The sequence below is a fragment of the Gemmatimonadaceae bacterium genome, assembly GCA_030647905.1.
GTDB lineage: Bacteria > Gemmatimonadota > Gemmatimonadetes > Gemmatimonadales > Gemmatimonadaceae > UBA4720.
The window spans coordinates 83,457-104,233 of the sequence record JAUSJA010000026.1 but is presented as its reverse complement, the minus strand read 5'-3'; the positions used below and the strand labels follow the sequence as shown (position 1 = coordinate 104,233).

The following is a 20,777-nucleotide window of genomic DNA, read 5'->3' as shown; positions in this document are numbered from 1 at the left end:
GTTTTTAGTGGTGCTCCGGCTCGAGCGGGCTGAGCAGCCAGCTGTAAAGCGCCGCGACCATGGCGGCCGCGCCGACGAAGATGAGTGCTTTGGACGCGATGAGTCCGCAGAACATGATGACCATCGAGCCCGCGACGAGCATGGGCTTGATGGTGTTGTACGGCAGAACTATGTGAAGCTCCTCCGCCGTCCTGCCTTCCTGCGAATTGATCCGCGCGCTCTCGGCGTCCTTCTCGTTGCCTTCCCACAGCGGGTAGCGCGACGTCACCTGCGGAATCACGGCGAAGTTGTACACGGGAGCGGGAGAGGGAATCGTCCACTCGAGCGTGCCGGCGTCCCACGGATTCGAGCCCGCGACCTCGCCGTTCTTCCTGCTGCGGAAGAAGTTGAACAGGAAGATCGCCGTGGCGACGACGAGCAGATAAGCGCCGATGCTCGAGATCAGGTTGAAGGTGTCCCAGCCTTGGCCCGCGTCGTACGTGTAGATGCGGCGCGGCATGCCGAGCATTCCCGAGAAATGCATCGGGAAGAAGGTAAGGTTCATGGCGATGAAGTTGAGCCAGAAGTGGACCTTGCCCAGCTTCTCGTTCATCAGACGGCCGGTGATCTTCGGGAAGTAGAGGTAGATGCCGGCGAAGATTCCCATGATCGAGCCGCCGAACAGCACGTAGTGGAAGTGCGCAACGATGAAGTAGCTGTCCGTCTGCTGCAGGTCGGCGGGCGGTGACGAGTGCATGACTCCGGAGATTCCGCCAATCGTGAACAGCGAAATCAGTCCGATGGCGAACATGTTCGCGGTCGTGAACCGGAGCTGGCCCTGGGCCATCGTGCCGATCCAGTTGAAGATCTTCACGCCCGTCGGAATAGCGATGAGCATCGTGGACATGGCGAACATGCTGTCGGCGATCGGCCCCATTCCCACCGCGAACATGTGGTGCGCCCAGACGCCGAAGCCGAGCACGCCGATCAGCACCCCCGAGTACACCACCACCGGGTAGCCGAAGAGCGGCTTGCGGGCGAATGTCGGCAGGACCTCCGACACCAGGCCGAAGGCCGGCAGGATCAGGATGTAGACCTCGGGGTGTCCGAAGATCCAGAACAGGTGCTGCCAGAGAAGCGGATCGGCACCCGCCGCGACTTCATAGAACTGTGTTCCGAAAAAACGGTCGAAAAGCAGAAATACGAGGGCGACCGTGATGACGGGGAACGCCAGGATGATCATGAACTGCACTACGAACGACATCCATGTGAACACCGGCATCCGCATGAGGGTCATGCCCGGCGCGCGGAGGTTGATGATGGTCGTGATGAAGTTGAACGCGGCGGCGAGCGAGGAGACGCCGAGGATCTGGATGCCGATCACCCAGAAATCGATATTGATCCCGGGCGAGAACGGTTTCGTCGTGAGCGGCGCGTAGCCGAACCATCCGCCGTTCGGAGCAACATGGAAGAGAATCGGGATCGTGATGAAGATGCCGCCGAACAGGTAGACCCAGTAGCTGAACGCGTTGAGCCGCGGGAACGCGACGTCGCGCGCTCCGATCTGCAGCGGAATCAGGAAGTTGAAGAACGCGGCCGACAACGGCATGATCGCGAGGAAGACCATCGTCGTGCCATGCATCGTGAACAGCTGGTTGTAGGTCTCTGCCGAGACGACGCTACCGTTCGGGCCCTGGAGCTGGGCGCGGATGATGACGGCTTCGAGCCCGCCAATTATGAAGAAGACGAGTGCCGTGTAGAGATACAGCACTCCGATTCGCTTGTGATCTACCGTTGTGAGCCAGCCCCATATTCCGGAATGCTCATCGTACGCAGTTGCTGCGTGATGAACCGGGTGGCTGGGCACAGCTGTCGTGGCCATTCTGTTATTTCCTCTTACTTCAACGACATCAGGTAGGCGACGATGTCAGCGATCTGCTGGTCGTCGAGCCCACCCGTGGTCACCGGCTGCTTGAGCTGGGGGTCGTACTGATTCTTTCCGAGCGTCGGCATCAGGATGCCGGGTTTCATCGCGCGGGCGTTCTTGATCCACAGCGCGAGATATGCGGGCGTGTTCGGGAAGCTGCCCGCACCGATGGTGGCGCGCGATCCGAAGTGCGTCAGGTTCGGTCCGACGACTCCCATTGACATCGGGTTGCCGTTGACGACGTGACACCCGATGCATGCGGTCGACGAATAGACCTGCTGTCCGCGGGCGGCGTTTCCGGTGAGCCCTTTCGTGAACGTGAGTCCCGCGGGCACCGGTGTATGGGGCTTGGCGTAGTCGAACTCCGCCTGGTTGCGCGGGAAAGTGTAACCGGAAGCGAGGCTTGCTGTCGCGACTCCGGTTGCCGGAGCAGGAGAAGGGGATGAGGTCGCGGCGGGGCTCGCGTGCGCTGCTCCGCCCTCGACCCCGGTCATCCTTTCCCTCGACCCGGGGAATGCCGGAAGCATCGGCTGCGGCGCGGTAGCGACTGCTCCGAACGCCGCCGGCTTCTGCTGGCCCGCGATCCAGCTCGCGAACTGGTCCGGCTTAACCGTGAATACACGGAAGTGCATCTTGGCGTGAGAGGTGCCGCAGTACTCGGTACAGAAGCCGTTCCATACCGACGGTCCGAGAGAGGAATCCGGCGTGAACCAGAGGTAATTCGTGCGGTTCGTGATGGCGTCGCGCTTTCCGGCGAGCTGGGGAACCCAGAACGAATGGATGACGTCGTTCGACGTCATCTTGAAATTCACCGTACGCCCGGTGGGGATGTAGATCTCGTTCGCGGTGACGACGTTGTACTCGGGATAACGGAACTCCCACCACCACTGGTGTCCGATCACCTCGATATCGAGTGTTCCCGTAGCGACTCTCGCCTGGGTCTGGAAAATCGTCTTCACCGTCGGCACGGCGATGAAGAGAAGGATGAATGCGGGAATGAGCGTCCAGATGACCTCGAGGACTGTGTGCCCGTGCGTCTGCGGCGGCTTGCCTGTATCGGTGGGCCGGCGACGATAGCGGATGACTACATAGACCAGCGCCAGCTCGACCAGAATGAATACGATGGTGCCGATGAGAAGCAGCCGGTCCCATAGGACGTCTATCGCTCGCCCGGTCTCCGATCTGGGCTCGAACACCGTATTCGGGTAAGTCTGTGCACAGGCTGCGAGCGCGAAGGCGAGCACAGCCATAGAGCCGAACCACGCAAGTTGGCGCAGGCGGGAATTGCCTTTCATTCCAGGTCCTTTAGGCCGTCGTTTCAAAAGCGCCCCAACGGGGGGAAACAGGGCGCTCCACGGGTGGTAAAAACTGCTGGAAGCTAACGCCTGCCATGACACATTGGGAGTGTGACAGACAGCCGTGTGACAGACAGCCGTCTCCCTAGCGCGGCGCGGTCATCGCCTCGGGATTCAGCGCGCGGTCCAGCTCTTCCCGCGTCATCATTCCGCGATCGCACACGAGATCGTAGACGCCGCGTCCAGAATCGAGCGCTTCCTTTGCGATCTCCGTGGCCTTCTCGTATCCGAGGATTGGCACGAGCGCGGTCACGATCCCGATCGAATGCTCGACGAAATACCGCATCCGCTCCACGTTCGCCGTGATCCCTGCGACGCACCTGGTCTGCAAAGTCTCGCATGCCCGTGTGAGGATAATCATCCCCCTGAGAAGCCGAAATGCGATGATCGGCTCGAAAACATTGAGCTGGAGCTGGCCGCCTTCGGCCGCGAGCGTCACCGTGACGTCGCCGCCGATGATGTCGAAGCACACCTGGTTCACGACCTCGGGAATCACGGGGTTCACCTTGCCCGGCATGATGGACGAGCCCGGCTGCATCGCCGGAAGATTGATCTCACCAAACCCCGCGCGCGGGCCCGAGCTCAACAGGCGCAGATCGTTGCAGATCTTCGACAGCTTGACCGCACAGCGCTTCAGCACGCCGGAGAGCTGAACGAACACTCCGGTGTCGGACGTCGCCTCGACCAGGTCGGGCGCAGTGATCAGTTGCAGTCCGGTGATTCGCGCCAGATGCTGGCGAACGGATTCGGCGTAGCCCCGCGTCGCGGTGATGCCGGTGCCGATCGCGGTCGCGCCCATGTTGATCTCGCGAATCAGCGCCTGCGCCTCGGTGAGTCGGTCCACGTCCTCGAGCATCGTGTGCGCGAAAGCAGTGAACTCCTGGCCGAGCGTCATGGGGACCGCGTCCTGAAGCTGCGTGCGTCCCATCTTGACGTGTGGCGCGAACTCTTCGCCCTTGAGCAGGAACGCGCCGGCGAGGGCGCCCATCGCTTCCTTCAGGTCGTCAATGCTCGAATGCATCGCCAGCTTGATCGCCGTCGGATAGACGTCGTTGGTGGACTGGCTGAGGTTGACGTGACTGTTGGGGCTGATGATGTCGTACTGCCCGCGCTCGTGACCCATCAGCTCGAGGGCTCGATTGGCGATGACCTCATTGGCGTTCATGTTCGTCGAGGTCCCGGCACCACCCTGAATCATGTCCACGCGGAAGTGCTCGTGATGCAGCCCGCTGCGGATCTCGCGGCACGCGTCAATTATCGCTTGCGCGATCGGCGCATTGAGCAGCCCCAGATCGCGGTTCGACTCGGCTGCCGCTTCCTTCACGGCGGCGATGGCGCTCACGAGAGTCGGGAATTCGCTCAGCTCGACGCCGCTGATGGCGAAGTTCTCCATCGCCCTGAGAGTCTGCACGCCATAGAGCGCATTCTGCGGAACGTCGCGCTCGCCAAGCAGGTCGTGCTCGCGGCGTGTAGCGGCGGTGAGGCCGGTTGGGCTCTCGTTCTTATGCCGCGAATTATTTGCGGGGGTCGTCATGGATAGCGTCAAACTACATCGGAGTCGTACATTTTTTAAGACAACCCCCTTCACCATCACACGGATCGTCATGACTCAGAACATCAACCGCCGCGATTTTGTCGTCGTCGGCGCGGCAGCAGGACTCTCACTGGCGATCCCCGCGACGGGCATGACGGAGGCGCCGGCAGTCATCACGCGATCGGCCGCGAAGCCGCTCGTGATCGCCTCCGGCAACGGCAATCGTTTCAGGAATGGCGGATCACAAACGGCGGTGGAAAAGGCGTTCAGCATGATCACCGGCGGCTCCGACGTGCTCGACGCGGTTGTCGCGGGCGTAAACATCGTGGAGCTCGATCCGCTCGATGACAGCGTGGGTTACGGCGGACTTCCGAACGCCGACGGCGTCGTGCAGCTCGACTCGTGCGTGATGCACGGTCCGAAAAAGCGCGCTGGTGGAGTGGCGGGAATCGAAGGCATTCGCACGCCGGCGAACGTCGCGAAGGAAGTGATGCTGCAGACCGATCACCATCTGCTTGCCGGAAAGGGCGCGCAGGATTTTGCGCGCAAGCTCGGGTTCACGGTCGAAGACGATCTCAACACGCCGAACTCGCGAGCGAAGTGGCTCGAGTGGAAGCGGCGCACCGATCCGCTTCACTATCTGGATCCAAATGCGCGCGCCGCGGCCGAAATGCGCGTACGCCACGAGATGGTAGCCGAGGGCCTGCTCGACGCCGAGCACATCTACGGAACCATCAATTGTGACGCAATCAACGCGAAGGGCGAGATCTGCGGTGTGACGACGACCAGCGGTCTTGCGTGGAAGGTCCCCGGACGTGTCGGCGACTCACCGATACTCGGTGCGGGTCTCTACGTGGACAACGACGTCGGGGCAGCGGGATCCACGGGACGCGGTGAAGCAAATCTGTACAACCTTTCGTCGTACGTGATCGTGGATAACATGCGTAAGGGCATGCATCCCAGGGACGCGATGATCGACGTGTGCAAACGGATCGCGAAGAACACAGTCGAGAAGCGACTGCTCAACAGCCGCGGGCTGCCGAACTTCGGGATGAGCTTCTACGCCCTCGACAAACAGGGCCGGTACGCGGGCGTCGGGATGTACAAGGCCGGCAGCTACGCCATCTGCACCGAGAACGGTGCCCAGACGTTCGAGATGGAGCCGGCGTTCGAGGGTAAGGCTACGGACTGACCTCCTGCATGTCCCAGGGCGTTGCCGCCTCGCCAAGCCGGAACGTCCCCGCGATCTGGACGACCTTGCGGGCGGCGGCGCTCAGCGAGTTCGCGGCCAACGCGATCTGATCGATGTTGCCGCTCTGCTCCTCGCTCGCGGTGGCGACCTGATGCACGGCGCTGGCGAAGCCCTGAGTGCCGAGAGCCAGGTTGTCGAGACGGCGGGTCATGTCCACAACCAGACGCCCGGACTCCTCCACGGCGCTCTCGATCGCGCCGCTCCACTTCTCGGCGTCGATGACGCCCTGCTCCACCTGGAGGAAGGACTGGCGGCCGTGGTGCGTCGCATCGTTCACCGTCTGAAGCGTCGACAGCGTGCGAGCGGCCGACTCGCGGGACCGCCCCACCCGCTCAGCCATGGCGCGAGCGAGAAGGTCGGTACGCTCAGCCGCTTCGGCTGAATCGGCGGCCAGACGGCGCACCTCGTCGGCGACGACCCCGAAACCTTGGCCCTGCTCACCGGCCCGGGCGGCTTCCATCGCGGCATTGAGGGCAAGGAGCTTGGACTGGCGCGAGATCTTCTGGACCAGCGTGAGGAAGGCGCGGATCTCGTCCACGGCGGTGGCGAGGGCGTCAATGGACTCGGCGCTGGCGCTGGCGTCGAAGGTCAGCATCTCGAGAGCGCGCGAGCTGTCGTCGAGGCGGGCGCGGTTCTCCTGGGCCAGGTTGCGGAGGTGGCGCTCTCGTCGGAGCCCTTCCTGGGCCCTCCCTCGGAGTGAGCTCGAAACTTCCTCGAGCTTTGCGGCATCGGCCGCGATCTCGTTGATGGTTCGGGCCATTTCCTTCGATTCCTGGCTAAGTGCGCTTGAAGTGGCGGCTGTCTGTTGCGCTGCTGCCGCCATATTCTCGGAGGCAGCCGTGATCTGAGCGGACAGAGCACTGGTATCACGGGCAGATGACCGCATCGTCGCGGCGAGCCTGCGCAAGGCGATGATCATGGAGGAAGTCGCCCGGCTCAGCCGACCGACCTCGTTGTTGGTGGCCGATGCAACGAAAGGAACCGCGAGCTCACCGCCTGCCACCGCTTCAGACACGCGCGCCAGCTCGGCGATCGGGGCAGTGATGTGCGCGTTGATCAGCCGGAGCACCAAGAGCGAAGCCATGACCAGCAGCCCGACTACCCAGATCGCTCCCACGGCGATCGTCCATCGCACGTCGCCAGAAGCGAGGAAGGCGCGCTGAACGTCGGGCGACAGAAGGTGGAAGAGCCGGTAAGCCATCCACCCGATCCCAACATGGACGACGGAGATCGAGAAGACGATGACGAAGGCTGCCTGGCGCTGGAGCAGCCCGACGATCGGGCTCAGAATGCCATCGGATTTGATCTCGACGATGGGGATTCGGTCCCATGAGGGCGTGTGTGTCCGCTCCGTCCCATCGAGCTGAAATGCGGGGCCCATCGGCGATAGCTGGTGCATGGATGATGAAAGAGTGGAACGGTGACGCTACTTTGTAACCATGGACAATTCGGTGAATCCCGACCCGATCGAAGAGACCGCGGGGTACGACCCCGCGACCGTCGAGCAGAAGTGGCAGCAGAGCTGGCGCGAAATGCAGACGAATACAACCGACGTCGCCAACGCTCCCGACCCGTTCTACGCGCTCATGATGTTCCCCTACCCGTCCGCCGAGGGGCTGCATGTCGGCAACCTCTTCGCGTTCGTGGGGAACGACATATATGGACGATTCCAGAGGCTCCAGGGGCACAACGTCTTCGAGCCGCTGGGCTACGACGCGTTCGGGATTCACTCCGAGAACTACGCCCTGAAGGTCGGGAAGCACCCGACGGACCTGATTCCGCAGAACATCTCGAACTTCAGGCGCCAGCTGGAACGGGCCGGGCTGATGGTTGACTGGTCCAAATCGCTGTCCACCACCGATCCGGATTATTACAAGTGGACGCAATGGGTCTTCCTGCAGCTCCTGAAGCATGGGCTCGCCTACAAGAAGCAGGCGGCGGTCAACTGGTGTCCGAGCTGCAAGACAGTGCTGGCAAACGAGCAGGTCATCGGCGGCGCGTGCGAGCGGTGCGACACGCCGGTCGAGCAGCGTTTCCTGAGCCAGTGGTTCTTCAGGATCAGTGACTACGCGCAGCGTCTCCTCGCCAACCTCGATAAGCTCGACTGGTCGGAGACGACGAAGACGGCGCAGCGGAACTGGATCGGGCGGTCGGAAGGCGCCGAGCTGTCGTTCCCGGTCAGGCGGAACGGCGAAGAGCAGTCGATTCGCGTCTTCACCACGCGTCCCGACACTGTCTTCGGCGCCACGTATCTGGTGATTGCGCCGGAGCATCCGATGGTGTCGTGGCTCACGGGCGGTCTCTACAGGAGCGCCGTGGACCAGTATCTCGCGCGGAGCGCGAAGCAGGACGTCGTCAGCCGCAAGTCGAACATCCAAAAGAGCGGCGTGTTCACGGGCGTGCACGCGACGAATCCGGCGACCGGCGAAGAGATACCGATCTGGATTTCCGATTACGTGCTGATGGAGTACGGCACCGGCGCGATCATGGCCGTGCCCGGACACGACGAGCGCGATTTCGAATTTGCGAAGGTGTTCGGTCTGCCGATCGTACGTGTCGTCTGTGGCGAAGGCGAGGATCCGGCCGCTCCGCTTGCCGCCGCCTTCACGGAAAACGAACGCGGGATCATCGTGAATTCCGGAAAATTCGACGGAATGACTGTCGCGACAGCCAAGCGCGAGATCATCACGATGCTCGAAGAGAAGCAGGCGGGCAAGCCGGTGATCAATTTCCGGTTGCACGACTGGTGCATCTCGCGCCAGCGGTACTGGGGCCCGCCAATTCCCATCATCTATTGCGACGACCACGGCGCGGTGCCGGTGCCGGAGAAGGATCTGCCGGTGGTTCTGCCGCACGTGGACGACTTCAAGCCGGACGACTCCGGCGTGTCTCCACTCGCGCGCCACAAAGACTGGTACCGCGTCCCGTGCCCGCAGTGCGGGAAGATGGCGCGGCGTGAGACGGACGTGTCGGACACTTTCCTCGACAGCGCGTGGTACTTTCTCCGCTACCCGAGCGTCGGGATCGACGAAGTTCCATTTGACGCAACGCTGACGAAGAAGTGGCTGCCGGTGGACAGCTACATCGGGGGCAACGAGCACGCCGTGCTGCACCTGCTCTACTCGCGTTTCGTGACGATGGTTCTCAGCGACATGGGGATCATTGATTTCGAGGAGCCGTTCGTCCGATTCCGCGCGCACGGGCTGATCATCAGGAACGGCGCGAAGATGTCGAAGAGCCGCGGCAACGTCGTCATTCCCGATCGCTACATCGAGAAGTGGGGCGCCGACGCGTTCCGCACCTACCTCATGTTCCTCGGCCCGTTCGAGGAAGGGGGAGATTTCCGCGACGCCAGCATCTCCGGCGCGAAGCGGTTCCTCGATCGGCTGTGGGCGTCAGTGGCGGTTGTGTGCGATTTGCCTGCACCCGATCGCGCCGCCGATCAGGACGTCATGCGCAAGCTGCATCAGACGATCAGAAAGGTCGGCGGCGACATCTCGCGTCTCAGCTACAACACCGCGATCGCCGCGATGATGGAGTACATGAACGCGCTCCGTCGCGGCGAGCGCACACCCGTGCGCGCGGAAGTCGAGCCGCTGGTTCAGCTCGTCTCGCCGTTCGCGCCGCACATCGCCGAGGAGCTGTGGGAGAAGCTCGGCCACGTCGGAAGCGTCTTCGACGCGGGGTGGCCGGTATTCGACTCCGCGCTCGCCTCCGCCGAGAAATTCGACCTCGTAGTGCAGATCAACGGCAAGACGCGCGGCAAGCTCAGCGTCCCGCGCGACATCGGTCAGGACGATGCAGTCGCCGCCGCGCTCGCCGAGGAATCGCTGGCGAAATTCCTGAACGGATCGGAGCCGAGGAAGATCATCTTCGTGCCGGGCCGGCTCCTGAACATCGTTGCCGGTAGCGGGTAGCGGATCTACAAAACGTGCCCGATCCACCCGCCGACGTAGTAGCCGACGATCGCGACGCCGAGTCCCACCACGAACATGTCGAGGCCCGAGCGGAAGATGCTGCGACCGGTGAACACCGATCGCGCGGCGCCGACCAGGAAGTGTGAGAGCATCGAGAACGCGAACGACGCGATGATGGCATTGCGTCCCGCGGTGATGAAGAATGGGAATACCGGTATGATCGCGCCGAATGCGGTCGCCAGGCCCGTGACCCAGCCCTCGCGGAGCGGTGAGATCGTCTGCTTTCCGATCTTCAACTCCTCCTGCACCTGCTCCTCGAGCATGCGCTCCGGGTCGGCCATCACCTGCGTCGCGAGCGCGTACGCGGCGGCCTGGTCCATTCCCTTGGCTTCGTAGATCAGCGCGAGCTCGTCACGCTCGATCTCGGGCATCAGCGCGACTTCGTCGCGCTCCATCGCGATCTCGTAGTCGTAAACCTCGCGCTCGCTCTTGGCGGCGAGATATCCGCTGGATCCCATGGACAGCGCATCGGCGATCAATCCTGCCGCACCGGCCACGATCACTGCCTCGTGGTATTGCGTGGTGGCCGCGCCGATCACACCCGCGACGAGACCGAAGTTCGCGGTGAGGCCGTCGTTGAAGCCGTACACCACGTTGCGCAGGAATCCACCGGACTCGGTGCGGTGCCACGGCTCGCTGCTCTTTCCGGCGATTCCCGCGAGGGTCGTGGCGTGCTCGGCCGATTCGCGCGCGAGAGTGAGCGCCTCGCCCCCGCCGGGGGCGCCGGCTGGAGTCGCGCGGTGCATGTCGAGGTATCCCTTGACCTCGCGTCCTTCCTCCTGGAGAAGCATCGGCAGAAGGAATCCAGGTCCGAACAACTTTCCAAGAAGGGCGAGGAGACGCGCCCGCGCGCTCGGCCGGAACGGCTTCGGGGGATGGCCGAGCTTCGCCATCAGGTCTCCCCAGACGACTACGTGCCTTTCCTCGACGTCAGCGAGCCGCGCGTAGATGTCCTTCCTGTGGGCGTCGGACTCGGTTTCGGAGAGTATTCGGTAGAGGAAGGCCGCGTCGGCCTCGTCCTGCCAGTGGTGCTCGAAGGTGTGGACGTCGGGCTCTTGCCGCGCGCCGCGCTTTGATTCGGCCGTAGTTGCCATGGCTCAAATATGTCCGGAGCATCCATCTTTAGGCACCGGCAACCCTCCGCCACGCGATGCTGTCATATGCACAAGAACCCCACTTCCGGAGAAGACAATGCGTGTGATTCTTTCGATAATTGCCGGCGGCGCCACTCTCGGACTCGCCGCGGGTCTCGGCGCCCAGCAGCCGAGGAGCCCCGCCCCGGGGAAGGAGCCCGCGCCGATGCGCGTCCCGGCTCCGGACGGCGAAAACTGCGTCACCACAGGCGGCAGGACAGAGTGCCGTATCATCCGCCGCATCGGCCCTGATTCGGCGCTAATGAAGCGGGCTGCCCTCGGAATTCAGCTTACGGCCACGGGCAGCGTCCGCGACACGATCGGCGTGTTCGTGGCCCGCGTGACGCCCAAGGGACCCGCGGAGAACGCCGGGATCGTCGAGGGTGACCGGATCGTCTCGGTCAACGGCGTGGATCTGCGCGTCAACGCGGCCGATGCGGGAGACGCTTATGCGAGCGGGCTGCCGTCGCGGCGCCTCACGCGCGAGGTCGCGAAGCTGTCGCCCGGCGCGGTGGTGAATCTGCGAGTTTCGTCCGGTGGACGGGTGCGCGATGTCCAGGTCACGGCGGGACGCGCGTCGGATCTGCGTGAGCCCGGCCCGTTCGGCTATTTCTTCGACGGGCCCGGAGCGATGACGCTGCGCGGCATGCCCGACATGGAGCACATGCGCATGCCGATGATGCAGCTCCGCGGCATGCCGCACATGCGGATGGAGGAGATGCAGCTCCCGCGCATGCAGCTCGATGGAATGCGCGACCATATCCGGATAGAGGTGAAGACCGAGAACGACAAGGCGAAAACCCAGAAGAAGTAATCGCGGCGACAAAACGCCCGGAGGCAGTGATGCCTCCGGGCGTTCTGTCGTTTCGCCATGCGCGATAACTTATCCGCTTCAGTTGATGCCGGGAGAAAAATGCGAGCGCAGCGCGACGATGACGAAGCCGGACAGCCCGGCAAAGTGCGCCTCGATAAGTGGCTGTGGGCGGCGCGCTTCTACAAGACGCGCGGGCTTTCCGCCGAGGCAATCGACGGTGGGAAGATCGAGGTGAACGGAGAGCGTGCCAAGCGCGCCCGGCTCGTCCATGCCGGCGATCGCCTGAGCATCCGTATCGGCCCCTACGAGCATATCGTAGTCGTCCGTGATGTTTCGGATCGGCGCGGATCGGCATCCATCGCGCAGGCTCCCTATGAGGAAGAGCCCGACAGCAGGAAGGCGCGCGAGGTGATGGCCGCGCATGTCCGCGCGATGAACGCCAACACCGGCTACGAGGCCGGCCGTCCCACGAAGAAAGACCGCCGCGAGATAGAGCGGCTGCGCCGTCGCGAGTAAGCGCATCGCCGGAGTCAAACGCCCGTCAGAACTCTATCTGCGCGCCCAGCTCCACGACGCGATTCGGGGGAATCCCGAAGAACTCCGTAGCCGATCGCGAATTCCGGGACATGAATATGAACAGCTTCTTCCGCCACCCCGCGAGGCGCTGCTTGGATTTCGGATTCGGTATCAGCCGCTCGCGTCCCAGGTAGTACGTGGTCTGCAGCCTCTCGCAGACAATGCCGGACTTCTTGCAGCGCGCGAGGATCTCGGGGACGTTCGCGGATTCCATGAATCCGTAACGCGCTTTCACGCGCCAGAATCCCTCTCTCAGCTCAACGGCGGAGATGCGCTCGGACTCCGGAATCTCCGGGACGTTCGCCGACAGCACCGACAGCAGCACCACCTGGTGGTGAAGCACCTTGTTGTGCTTGAGGTGATGCAGAAGCACGAGTGGTGCGCCGTCGGGATCCGACGTCATGAACACCGCGGTGCCGGGAACTCTCACCGGCTTGTGCTCTGCGACCGAGTTGAGAAACATCTCGATCGGAAGCGATCCGCGGTGCAGCAGCTTCAGGACGATGCGCCGGCCGGTGTACCACGTTGTCATCAGAGTGAAGAGTCCGAGGCCGATCACGATCGGAACCCACCCGCCATGCAGGATCTTGAGCGCGTTGGAGCCGAAGAAGGCCAGGTCTATGATGAGGAAGAACCCGGCGAGAGAGCCGGCCTTCGCGATGCTCCAGTTCCACCGCGACCGCGCCAGCATGTAGAAAAGGATCGTGGTGATTGCCATCGTACCGGTGACGGCGATGCCGTACGCCGCGCCGAGTGCGCTGGAGGACCTGAAGCCGAGCACGATGAGGAGGCAACCGACCATCAGCGCGGTGTTGACCTCGGGGCTGTAGATCTGTCCCGCTTCGCTCTTCGATGTGTGAATGATGTTCACACGCGGTGAATAGCCGAGCTGGACCGCCTGCTGGGTCAGGGAGAACGCGCCGGAGATGAGGGCCTGTGAGGCGATGATCGCCGCCATCGTGGCCAGCGCGACCATCGGATAGAGAAGCACTCGAGGGGCAAGGAGGTAGAACGGATTCGCTGCCGCCGCGGGCTCCCGCAGAACGAGCGCGCCCTGCCCGAAGTAATTGAGCAGAAGGGCTGGGAGCACGAGCCCGAACCATGCCAGCCTGATCGGCCTCGCTCCGAAGTGTCCCATATCGGCGTAAAGCGCCTCACCTCCCGTCACGACGAGAACAACCGCGCCGAGCAGAACGAAGGCCTGCCTGCCGTACGCCGCGAAGAATCTGACCCCGTACAGGGGATTGACCGCGGCGAGAATCTCGGGCGCGATCATGATCTCGTACGCGCCGAGCGCTCCGATGGTTACGAACCACAGCGCCATGATGGGCCCGAAGACGCGCCCGACGCCGGTCGTGCCCTTCTTCTGCACGAGGAACAGCGTCAGCAGGACCACGAGCGTAAGAGGAACCACGGCGACCGTGAGCTTCGGCGTTATCACTTCGAGTCCTTCCATCGCGCCGAGAACGGAGATTGCCGGCGTGATGACACCGTCGCCGTAGAGCAGCGCCGCGCCGGAGAGGCCGAGCACGATGATGATCTTCTTTCGGAGCTTGTCGCCTTCCCGTTGCTGCTGCTGGAGAAGCAGTGCGAGAAGCGCGAGCACGCCGCCTTCACCCCGGTTGTCCGCGCGGAGGATGAAGATCAGGTACTTGACGCTGACGACGAGGATGAGAGCCCACACGACCAGCGAGAGAACGCCATAGATGTTCGCCGGCGTGGCGCTGATTCCATATTCCGCCTTGAAGCATTCGCGGAGGGCGTAGAGCGGGCTCGTCCCGATGTCGCCATAGACGACGCCGAGTGCAACAACGGTTAATTGTCTGAGGCGCATCCCGCCGGGGTGCGTCTCCGGATTTGTACTGATGTGTCGACCTGGTTCGATTGACGGGCTGCCGGAAACCGGGCCCAAGGCCAAGGAATCTCAACAGGTCGCTTCGGCGGGGCAAGCGGACACCCGCTAGATCTTGATCTGGGTGGTGTCGCGCCGATCGGCTATGACCCCCATCTCCTTCGCTCGTGCGAGCACCTGGGGGACGTCGGCCTTCTCCATGAATCCGAACTTCGCCACCACTCGCCAGAACCCGTCCCCAAGCTCGGTCACCGTTTACACGATGACGGGCACACCCATTGCATTTGTATTCTGTGCCGCAAAGCGCGGCCAATCGATCAAGCGCAAGTCTAACCGGAGGAATATATGGACAAGGATCTGAAAAGCCGCGGACTCAAGAACGAAGTGAAGGGCGCGGCGAAAGAGATGAAAGGCAAGGTGCGTGGCAAGTTCGGGGACGCGACCGACAACAGGAGCGAGCACATCAAGGGCCGCGTGGAGGAGCTCAAGGGGAGGATCCAGAAGAACTTCGGCAAGGGCGAGAGAAAGGCCGACGAATCGGTCTGATCGCGCACTGAGGTTCCAGGAATACGACGACGGGCCCCGAAATCGGAGCCCGTCTTTTCTCGGTTCCGTAGTTTTTCAGGCCGCTACTCGTACCTCAGAGCGGTGATCGGATCGAGTGCCGCCGCGCGTCTTGCGGGCCACACGCCGAAGAGAACTCCGACAGTGGCGGAGAAGACGAACGCCAGAATCACCGATGAGATGTCCACCGTGGTGTTGAATCCGCCAAGCTTGCTGAGCGCAAACGCCCCGCCGGCTCCCACCACCACACCGACCAGTCCGCCGAGGAGGCAAAGCACTATCGCCTCGATCAGGAACTGGAAGAGGATCGCGACCTTCGTCGCGCCCAGCGCCTTGCGCACGCCGATCTCGCGCGTGCGCTCGGTGACGGACACGAGCATGATGTTCATGATGCCGATTCCGCCGACGAGAAGGCTCACCGCGGCGATGCCCGCGAGCAGGAACGTGAACGTCTTCGTCGTCTCGGCGAACGTGGTCAGGAACTCGGCCTGGTTGCGGATGTCGAAGTCGTCCTTCTTACCGGCGGTGAGGCGGTGCTGGCGCCGCAGGATGGACTGAATCTCGGCCTGCGCTTCCGGGATCTTGTCCTCCGTGATCGCGAGGACGCTGATCGAGTTGAGATTCGGCGTGCCCATCAGCCGATAGCGCGCCGTGGAGAGCGGAATGATGACGATGTCGTCGGGATTGTTTCCAAATCCGCCGGCCTGTCCCTTCGACGCCATCACGCCGATAACCTCGAACTGAAGCCCGCCGATTCTCACGTTCTCGCCGACGATCGCTTCGGGTGTCTGCAGTCCGAGATTGTCAATGACGGCTGATCCGAGTACGGCGACACGACGCATCCCGGCCTCTTCGCCCTCGTTGAAGAAACGGCCCGCGGCCACCGTGAACTTCCGAATCGCGAGGAACTCCGGCTTGGCGCCGGTGACCTGAGTCTGCGCGTTGAGAGAGCCGTACTGGAGCAGCGTGCGCTTGTTCATCTCCGGCCCGACGGCAGCGAAATACTGGCCGCGCTTAGACAGCACATCGGCGTCTTCGATGGTCAGCTTCTCGTTGCTCTCGGTGGCGACGCCCATTCCCCGGCGCGCTCCGGGACGCACTGTGAGCAGCGTCGTTCCGAGTCCGGCGATCCGCTGGCTGATCGAATTCTGCGCGCCCTTGCCGATCGCGACCATCGCGATCACCGCGGCGACTCCGATCACGATGCCGAGCATCGTGAGGAACGACCGCAGCTTATTGGCGCGCAGCGCGCCGAGCGCGACGAGCACGATCTCCTTCGCGAGCATGATGCCGGCGGCGGGAATCTGGGCGCGACGGCCGCCGCTCTTCGAACTGTCATGGTCCGCGCTGGCGCCGCGGAGCTTGACGCCTCGCTCTTCGCTTTTCTGAACCGGTGCTGTCATCAGCCCCTCCTCATCTCTGGGTGCCGCCGCCGGCGCCGCCCATTCTGCCTGCTCCGCCCTGACCGCCCGCCTGACCGCCCGCCTGACCGCCAGCCGTCTGCTGGCGCTGAAGGCCCGGGACACCGCCACGGTTTCTCACCTGGTCCATGTCAGCCTGCTGCTTCGCCTGCATCGCCGCAACATTGAGGATGGCGACCGAATCACCCTCACTCAGTCCCGACAGGACTTCCGATACGTCGTAGTTGCTCACGCCGAGACGAACGACCTTCGGCGTGTACTTGCCGCCCTTTACGGTGAATACCATCCCGCGGCGTCCCCCACGCTGGCCGCCGTTCGCGCCGGACTGGCCCGTCGCGGCCGTCTGACCTCCGTGCTGGCGGAAGTTGCACGCGCGCGCAACCGACGCGTCGAGACCGATCGCCGAATAGATCTTCTGTGACTCCGCCTGCATCGCCTGACGGTCGAGCTCCCCGTTCATCATCTTCGTGCGAAGGTCGGAGAGCTTGGTCTGCACGTCGGGATGCTTCGCGAGCGTCTCCGTGACTTTCTGGCACTGCTGGTCGGTCACAGCCGGCAGATTGAATCCACCCCGCTGTCCGCCCGCGGCGGCCGTGTTCCCGCTGGTCCCGCTGGTCCCGCCAGTCTGACTGGCGTTTGCCACGCCTCCGTTCTGGCCAGCCGCTCCACCACGGTGGAATCCGCCGCCACCCTGGGACGCAAGCTGTGCGCGGACGGAATCGGGATTGAGGCCGAGCAGAGTCGCCACCGAAACGATCTCGTTCGGGCTGCGCACGGCGTCATTCGAGATGGCGAGCGCGTTGTCGCGACGCTCCACCTCGATGGATACCTCGCCGTTCATGCCCGGCATCAGCAATCCACTCACGTTGTCAATGCTCACCAGCACGGGGAACATCGTCACGGCCTGCTGGATGGTCGCCTGCGGCTCGATCTTCTCGACTGTTCCGTTGAACGGCCGGTCAGGATACGCGTCCACGGTCACCGTCGCCGGAAGTCCCGCGCGAACCTTTCCAATATCGGTCTCGTTCACCAGAGTGCGCACGCGCACCTTGGTGAGGTCGGCCATCTTGAGGATGGTCGTCCCTCCGCCGAAGGTACCGGTGCCCGATGCGATCACCTGGCCGAGCGCGACGCTCTTCTCGATGACGGTGCCGGCGACGGGAGCGCGCACGGTCGCGTCCTCCAGGCTCTGCGCGCGGAGGTCGAGCGACGCGCGGTTCCGCAGCACGGCCGCCTGCGAGTTGGCGTAATCCACCTCGGCCGCCTCGTTCTCGGCGGACGTGATGATGCGCTCGGTGAAGAGCTTGGTAGCGCGGTCACGCGCCGTCTTCGAGACGCGCAGCTTGATCAGGGCGGCGTCGAGGTCGGCCTTGGCCTGTGCATACGCGTTGCGCGTGTCACGCGTGTCGAGCTGCACCAGGAGATCGCCCGGCTTCACGTAGGTGCCTGTCTCGACAGGCATCGCGACGATCTGACCAGAGGATTTGGATTTGACCTCGATGACATTGATCGGCTCCACTACACCAGTGGCGTCCGCGCTCACGACGATCGTCTGCCGCTGCACGGGCTCGACGGGAATGGTGAGCACCTGATCCTTCTTCTTCGAGCACGCCAGTGCAGTGAATGCCGCCAGCGCGAGAATTGTCTTTCTGTTCAAGGTCTTCTCCTAAAGGTCACGGCCGATCAGCGCTTCGAGCTGCGCCTTGGCCACACGGTAGTCATAACGCGCCCTGATGAGAGCGGAGCGAGCGGTGTCGAGCTGGGTCTGTGAAGTGAGCAGATCGAGCAATGTCGTTGCGCCCAGCTCGTATCGGCGTTTCTGCACGCGCAGGTCTTCGGTTGCGGCGGCGACGGACGTGGTCTGAATCGCCACCTGCGCCAGCGCGGTTTGCATCTGCCCGAGTGACTGCACGAGCGTCTGGTGCGCGAGGAGCTTCGCGTCGCGCGCCGCGACTTCAGCCACATCCTCGGCGACGATCGCCCTCGCGACGTTGACTTCGCGGGTCAGGTTGTTGAACAGGGGAAAGTTGAGACTGAAGCTCAGGTTCTGGTTGTACGCATAGCGCTTGTCGCCGATGCCGAACTGCGGATCGAGTCCGCTCCCGCTGCGGTTGAAGTTCATGTTTACGGTCGGCAGATAAGACGTCTTCGCCGAGCGGAGACTGGCGTGCGCCGACGCCAGTTGGGCATCGGCCTGCTGAATCGCCGGCGCGCGCTGAACAAGAGCGTCGAGCTCGGCGATGTCAGGGATCACTACCTGCTGGTCCACCGTATCCGACACGGTCGCGGTAATGGGGCGGGACGACGCGACGAGGCGCGTCAGCGTCGCGTTGGCGAGCTGGAGATTGTTCTGCGCGGTGAGCAACGCGAGACGCGCGTTGCCGAGCTGAACGACAGAACGGAGCGAATCGGAAACTGTCGCCGCGCCGGCGCGAAGCCGGAGCGATGACGCGTTCAGCTGCTGCGTCGTCTGCTCGATCTGCGCTTCGGCCGCGCTCTGCGATTCACGCGCGGCGAGAATGTTGTAGTACTGCTGCTTTACCTGCAGCGCGACCTGGAATCGCGACGCCGTCTCGCCCGCCTCGGCGGCGTCCACATCGGCCTTCGATCTCTTCACGTCGAAGAAACGACGGCCGCCATCGAAAAGCTGAAGACTGCTCTGGATACCCGTCGAATAGTTCGACGGGTTTCCCGTGAACGGAACGAGGTTGCCCTGTGTGTCGAAGCGATCGCCGCTCTGCCGCTGCGTTCCAGCGGAAAGCGAGAAGCTCGGGAGAAATGCCGCATACGACTGCTTCACGCTCAGCTCGGACGTGCGGATCGAGCCGCGCGCCTGAACCGTCGTAAGAGCGTTCTGCTGCGCGAGACGAATCGCCTCGGCGAGCGTCATCGGTGTCGCGGCGGTATCGGATGTCTGCGCGCCGAGTGCCAGCGGGATCGCGAAAAACGATGCTGCTATGGCTGCTGAAAGTCTCATTTACGGTATCGGAGTTGGTCTGTCTCTGCCGCTGTCGCCAGGCGCACGCGCCTCGGCGGCCCGCTTGCGTCCGTGCTCGCGCATCTCGTCAAGCTTCCTGGCCTGCCCGGGAGTGAGCACCCGCTTGAGCTGCTCGTGCGTGCTGTCGCCGATGATTTTCGCGACCTTCTGCAGCGAGTCCATCTGCGGACGGAGCGGCTTGAACAGCTCGCGCATCTGCGTCCGCCTCGAGGTCGTGATCGAATCGAATTGCGCGCGCTGAGCGGGTGTCAGGCCCAGCTCTTTCGCCATCCGGTTGCGTGATGGACGGTCGCTTCGGCCATGCCCGCCGCGCGTCAGGAGAAGGCGGTCGGCGGTAAAGCCGAGCGCGACTCCCGCCACGAAAGCGGCGAGCAGGAACAGCAATGCGTAGCTCTTGGAGCGCTGCATCGAAGGATCTCGTTAGTGTGAAAGGAAGTAACGGAGCGCGGCGCCGTCGTTATCCGGCCCACTCTGCACCGTAAGGAGCTCTTCCGAAGTCGAAAGCACCTCGGGAGTGGTCGCCTCGACGACGGATTCGTAGGCAAGCTGCGATTCGGCATCGCCGAGGCGCTCGTTGATGACACCGGCGAGCGCGAAGATCGCCGCGGCGGCGACGAGGCCGGCGCGCGCCCACGGAGCGAGCACGGTCCACCAGCGTCCGTCGCCCGCACCCTCGGCCGCGATACGGGCCATGATACGCTGCTCCAACCCCGCCCAGTACGCTTCCGCTCCGCCGGGTCCGGCGGGCGGCGCATACGCGTCGCGAATGATGCCGTTCAGCGACTCGGGCAACGAGTCGCGATCGGCTCTCGCGGCGGAATCAGGAAATTTCAGTTCATCGCTCATGTGTCATCCCCTCAGGTCCTTCAAAAGCCCGCGCAGCTTCTGCCGCGCATGATGTAGATCGGATCTTGCCGTGCCGCCCGGGATACCGAGCATCTCTCCGATCTCCACGTGTGTGAATCCTTCAACATCGTGAAGCACGATCACCGATCTTGCCCGTTCCGGGAGCTGGGCCAGCGCCTCAGTGAGGCGCGTTTTCAGCTCCGCGTCCTGCGCGGGGTCCCGGAAAGGCGATTGAAGCGCGTCGCTCAGCTCGTCGGTCGCTCTCACCTTCCGTCGCCGTGCGATGTCGAGCGCGGCGTTGGCGACGATACGGTTCAGCCACGCCGCAAAGCCCTGCGTCGGATCGAACCTGTCGAGCGCCTGCCACGCCCGGACGAATCCTTCCTGGACAGCGTCTTCCGCGTCCTCATGGACGGTTACGATCGCCCGCGCCACGAGGTACGCGCGCCGCTGGTGCAAACGCACCAGGCCCGCAAAGGCTTCGTTATCGCCTGCGCGGGCCCGTTCAGCCAGCGCGCGTTCCTCATCAGGGATACGCACCGGTCCGGC

18 protein-coding genes are annotated in these 20,777 nt (G+C 63.5%); 5 read left to right on the top strand and 13 right to left on the bottom strand.

What is annotated here, in order from left to right; genetic code table 11:
* Window positions 1–4: 4 nt before the first annotated feature.
* The 3 genes from ctaD to Q7S20_06645 form a co-directional block, all read right to left on the bottom strand.
* Window positions 5–1,861 carry a cytochrome c oxidase subunit I gene (gene ctaD, locus Q7S20_06655; protein MDO8501505.1) on the bottom strand — a complete coding sequence of 619 codons (1,857 nt, stop codon included), beginning with the start codon at window positions 1,859–1,861 and terminating at the stop codon, window positions 5–7.
* Window positions 1,862–1,875: 14 nt separating this feature from the next.
* On the bottom strand, window positions 1,876–3,102 hold the full coding sequence (gene coxB, locus Q7S20_06650; protein MDO8501504.1) for a cytochrome c oxidase subunit II: 1,227 nt from the start codon (window positions 3,100–3,102) through the stop codon (window positions 1,876–1,878).
* Between the two features lie 244 nt (window positions 3,103–3,346).
* Window positions 3,347–4,795: an aspartate ammonia-lyase gene (locus Q7S20_06645; protein MDO8501503.1), complete on the bottom strand. Its 1,449-nt coding sequence runs from the start codon at window positions 4,793–4,795 to the stop codon at window positions 3,347–3,349.
* Between the two features lie 70 nt (window positions 4,796–4,865).
* On the opposite strand from Q7S20_06645, the gene Q7S20_06640 reads away from it, so the two are divergent.
* Entirely contained in the window at window positions 4,866–5,987 is a 1,122-nt protein-coding gene (locus Q7S20_06640; protein ID MDO8501502.1) for a N(4)-(beta-N-acetylglucosaminyl)-L-asparaginase, read from the top strand.
* Here the strand turns inward: Q7S20_06640 and Q7S20_06635 are convergent.
* Entirely contained in the window at window positions 5,977–7,446 is a 1,470-nt protein-coding gene (locus Q7S20_06635) for a methyl-accepting chemotaxis protein (protein ID MDO8501501.1), read from the bottom strand. The two genes, Q7S20_06640 and Q7S20_06635, sit on opposite strands and share 11 nt — an antisense overlap.
* Window positions 7,447–7,486: 40 nt before the next feature.
* Between Q7S20_06635 and leuS the strand changes: the two genes are divergently transcribed.
* Complete coding sequence (gene leuS / locus Q7S20_06630) at window positions 7,487–9,964, top strand: leucine--tRNA ligase (protein MDO8501500.1); 2,478 nt, start codon at window positions 7,487–7,489, stop codon at window positions 9,962–9,964.
* A gap of 5 nt (window positions 9,965–9,969) precedes the next feature.
* On the opposite strand, the gene Q7S20_06625 is transcribed toward leuS, so the two are convergent.
* Window positions 9,970–11,118: a VIT1/CCC1 transporter family protein gene (locus tag Q7S20_06625; protein MDO8501499.1), complete on the bottom strand. Its 1,149-nt coding sequence runs from the start codon at window positions 11,116–11,118 to the stop codon at window positions 9,970–9,972.
* 97 nt (window positions 11,119–11,215) lie between these two features.
* Here Q7S20_06625 and Q7S20_06620 point away from each other — a divergent pair, with 97 nt between their 5' ends.
* Window positions 11,216–11,971 (top strand): PDZ domain-containing protein, encoded by a 756-nt coding sequence (locus Q7S20_06620; protein MDO8501498.1) that lies wholly within the window; start codon window positions 11,216–11,218, stop codon window positions 11,969–11,971.
* Between the two features lie 99 nt (window positions 11,972–12,070).
* Entirely contained in the window at window positions 12,071–12,487 is a 417-nt protein-coding gene (locus Q7S20_06615; GenBank protein MDO8501497.1) for a S4 domain-containing protein, read from the top strand.
* A gap of 25 nt (window positions 12,488–12,512) precedes the next feature.
* Here the strand turns inward: Q7S20_06615 and Q7S20_06610 are convergent, their stop codons facing one another.
* Window positions 12,513–14,381 carry a potassium transporter Kup gene (locus tag Q7S20_06610; GenBank protein ID MDO8501496.1) on the bottom strand — a complete coding sequence of 623 codons (1,869 nt, stop codon included), beginning with the start codon at window positions 14,379–14,381 and terminating at the stop codon, window positions 12,513–12,515.
* 126 nt (window positions 14,382–14,507) lie between these two features.
* Window positions 14,508–14,651 (bottom strand): hypothetical protein, encoded by a 144-nt coding sequence (locus Q7S20_06605; GenBank protein MDO8501495.1) that lies wholly within the window; start codon window positions 14,649–14,651, stop codon window positions 14,508–14,510.
* A gap of 93 nt (window positions 14,652–14,744) precedes the next feature.
* Between Q7S20_06605 and Q7S20_06600 the strand changes: the two genes are divergently transcribed.
* Window positions 14,745–14,945: a CsbD family protein gene (locus tag Q7S20_06600; protein ID MDO8501494.1), complete on the top strand. Its 201-nt coding sequence runs from the start codon at window positions 14,745–14,747 to the stop codon at window positions 14,943–14,945.
* 83 nt (window positions 14,946–15,028) lie between these two features.
* On the opposite strand, the gene Q7S20_06595 is transcribed toward Q7S20_06600, so the two are convergent.
* Genes Q7S20_06595 through Q7S20_06570 form a run of 6 tightly spaced genes read right to left on the bottom strand, consistent with a single transcriptional unit; the run spans window position 15,029 to window position 20,768 of the window.
* Window positions 15,029–16,366, bottom strand: a complete 1,338-nt coding sequence (locus Q7S20_06595) for an ABC transporter permease (GenBank protein MDO8501493.1) — start codon at window positions 16,364–16,366, stop codon at window positions 15,029–15,031.
* Between the two features lie 10 nt (window positions 16,367–16,376).
* A complete protein-coding gene (locus tag Q7S20_06590) occupies window positions 16,377–18,041 on the bottom strand; it encodes an efflux RND transporter periplasmic adaptor subunit (GenBank protein ID MDO8501492.1) in 1,665 nt (554 codons plus the stop codon).
* Between the two features lie 9 nt (window positions 18,042–18,050).
* Window positions 18,051–19,361, bottom strand: a complete 1,311-nt coding sequence (locus Q7S20_06585; GenBank protein MDO8501491.1) for a TolC family protein — start codon at window positions 19,359–19,361, stop codon at window positions 18,051–18,053.
* Window positions 19,362–19,790, bottom strand: a complete 429-nt coding sequence (locus Q7S20_06580) for a Spy/CpxP family protein refolding chaperone (GenBank protein ID MDO8501490.1) — start codon at window positions 19,788–19,790, stop codon at window positions 19,362–19,364.
* A gap of 12 nt (window positions 19,791–19,802) precedes the next feature.
* Window positions 19,803–20,228 carry a hypothetical protein gene (locus Q7S20_06575; protein ID MDO8501489.1) on the bottom strand — a complete coding sequence of 142 codons (426 nt, stop codon included), beginning with the start codon at window positions 20,226–20,228 and terminating at the stop codon, window positions 19,803–19,805.
* Between the two features lie 3 nt (window positions 20,229–20,231).
* Window positions 20,232–20,768, bottom strand: coding sequence for a sigma-70 family RNA polymerase sigma factor (locus tag Q7S20_06570; protein ID MDO8501488.1), 537 nt, complete (start codon window positions 20,766–20,768; stop codon window positions 20,232–20,234).
* Between the last annotated feature and the right edge of the window lie 9 nt (window positions 20,769–20,777).

Excerpts from the sequence above, each read along its gene's own strand:
- Q7S20_06620 (MDO8501498.1), top strand. The coding sequence starts at position 11,216 with ATGCGTGTGATTCTTTCGATAATTGCCGGCGGCGCCACTCTCGGACTC.
- Q7S20_06645 (MDO8501503.1), bottom strand. The coding sequence starts at position 4,795 with ATGACGACCCCCGCAAATAATTCGCGGCATAAGAACGAGAGCCCAACC.
- Q7S20_06615 (MDO8501497.1), top strand. The coding sequence starts at position 12,071 with ATGCGAGCGCAGCGCGACGATGACGAAGCCGGACAGCCCGGCAAAGTG.
- Q7S20_06595 (MDO8501493.1), bottom strand. The coding sequence starts at position 16,366 with ATGACAGCACCGGTTCAGAAAAGCGAAGAGCGAGGCGTCAAGCTCCGC.
- Q7S20_06625 (MDO8501499.1), bottom strand. The coding sequence starts at position 11,118 with ATGGCAACTACGGCCGAATCAAAGCGCGGCGCGCGGCAAGAGCCCGAC.
- Q7S20_06640 (MDO8501502.1), top strand. The coding sequence starts at position 4,866 with ATGACTCAGAACATCAACCGCCGCGATTTTGTCGTCGTCGGCGCGGCA.
- Q7S20_06600 (MDO8501494.1), top strand. The coding sequence starts at position 14,745 with ATGGACAAGGATCTGAAAAGCCGCGGACTCAAGAACGAAGTGAAGGGC.
- Q7S20_06575 (MDO8501489.1), bottom strand. The coding sequence starts at position 20,228 with ATGAGCGATGAACTGAAATTTCCTGATTCCGCCGCGAGAGCCGATCGC.
- ctaD (MDO8501505.1), bottom strand. The coding sequence starts at position 1,861 with ATGGCCACGACAGCTGTGCCCAGCCACCCGGTTCATCACGCAGCAACT.
- Q7S20_06580 (MDO8501490.1), bottom strand. The coding sequence starts at position 19,790 with ATGCAGCGCTCCAAGAGCTACGCATTGCTGTTCCTGCTCGCCGCTTTC.
- Q7S20_06635 (MDO8501501.1), bottom strand. The coding sequence starts at position 7,446 with ATGCACCAGCTATCGCCGATGGGCCCCGCATTTCAGCTCGATGGGACG.
- leuS (MDO8501500.1), top strand. The coding sequence starts at position 7,487 with ATGGACAATTCGGTGAATCCCGACCCGATCGAAGAGACCGCGGGGTAC.
- Q7S20_06585 (MDO8501491.1), bottom strand. The coding sequence starts at position 19,361 with ATGAGACTTTCAGCAGCCATAGCAGCATCGTTTTTCGCGATCCCGCTG.
- Q7S20_06610 (MDO8501496.1), bottom strand. The coding sequence starts at position 14,381 with ATGCGCCTCAGACAATTAACCGTTGTTGCACTCGGCGTCGTCTATGGC.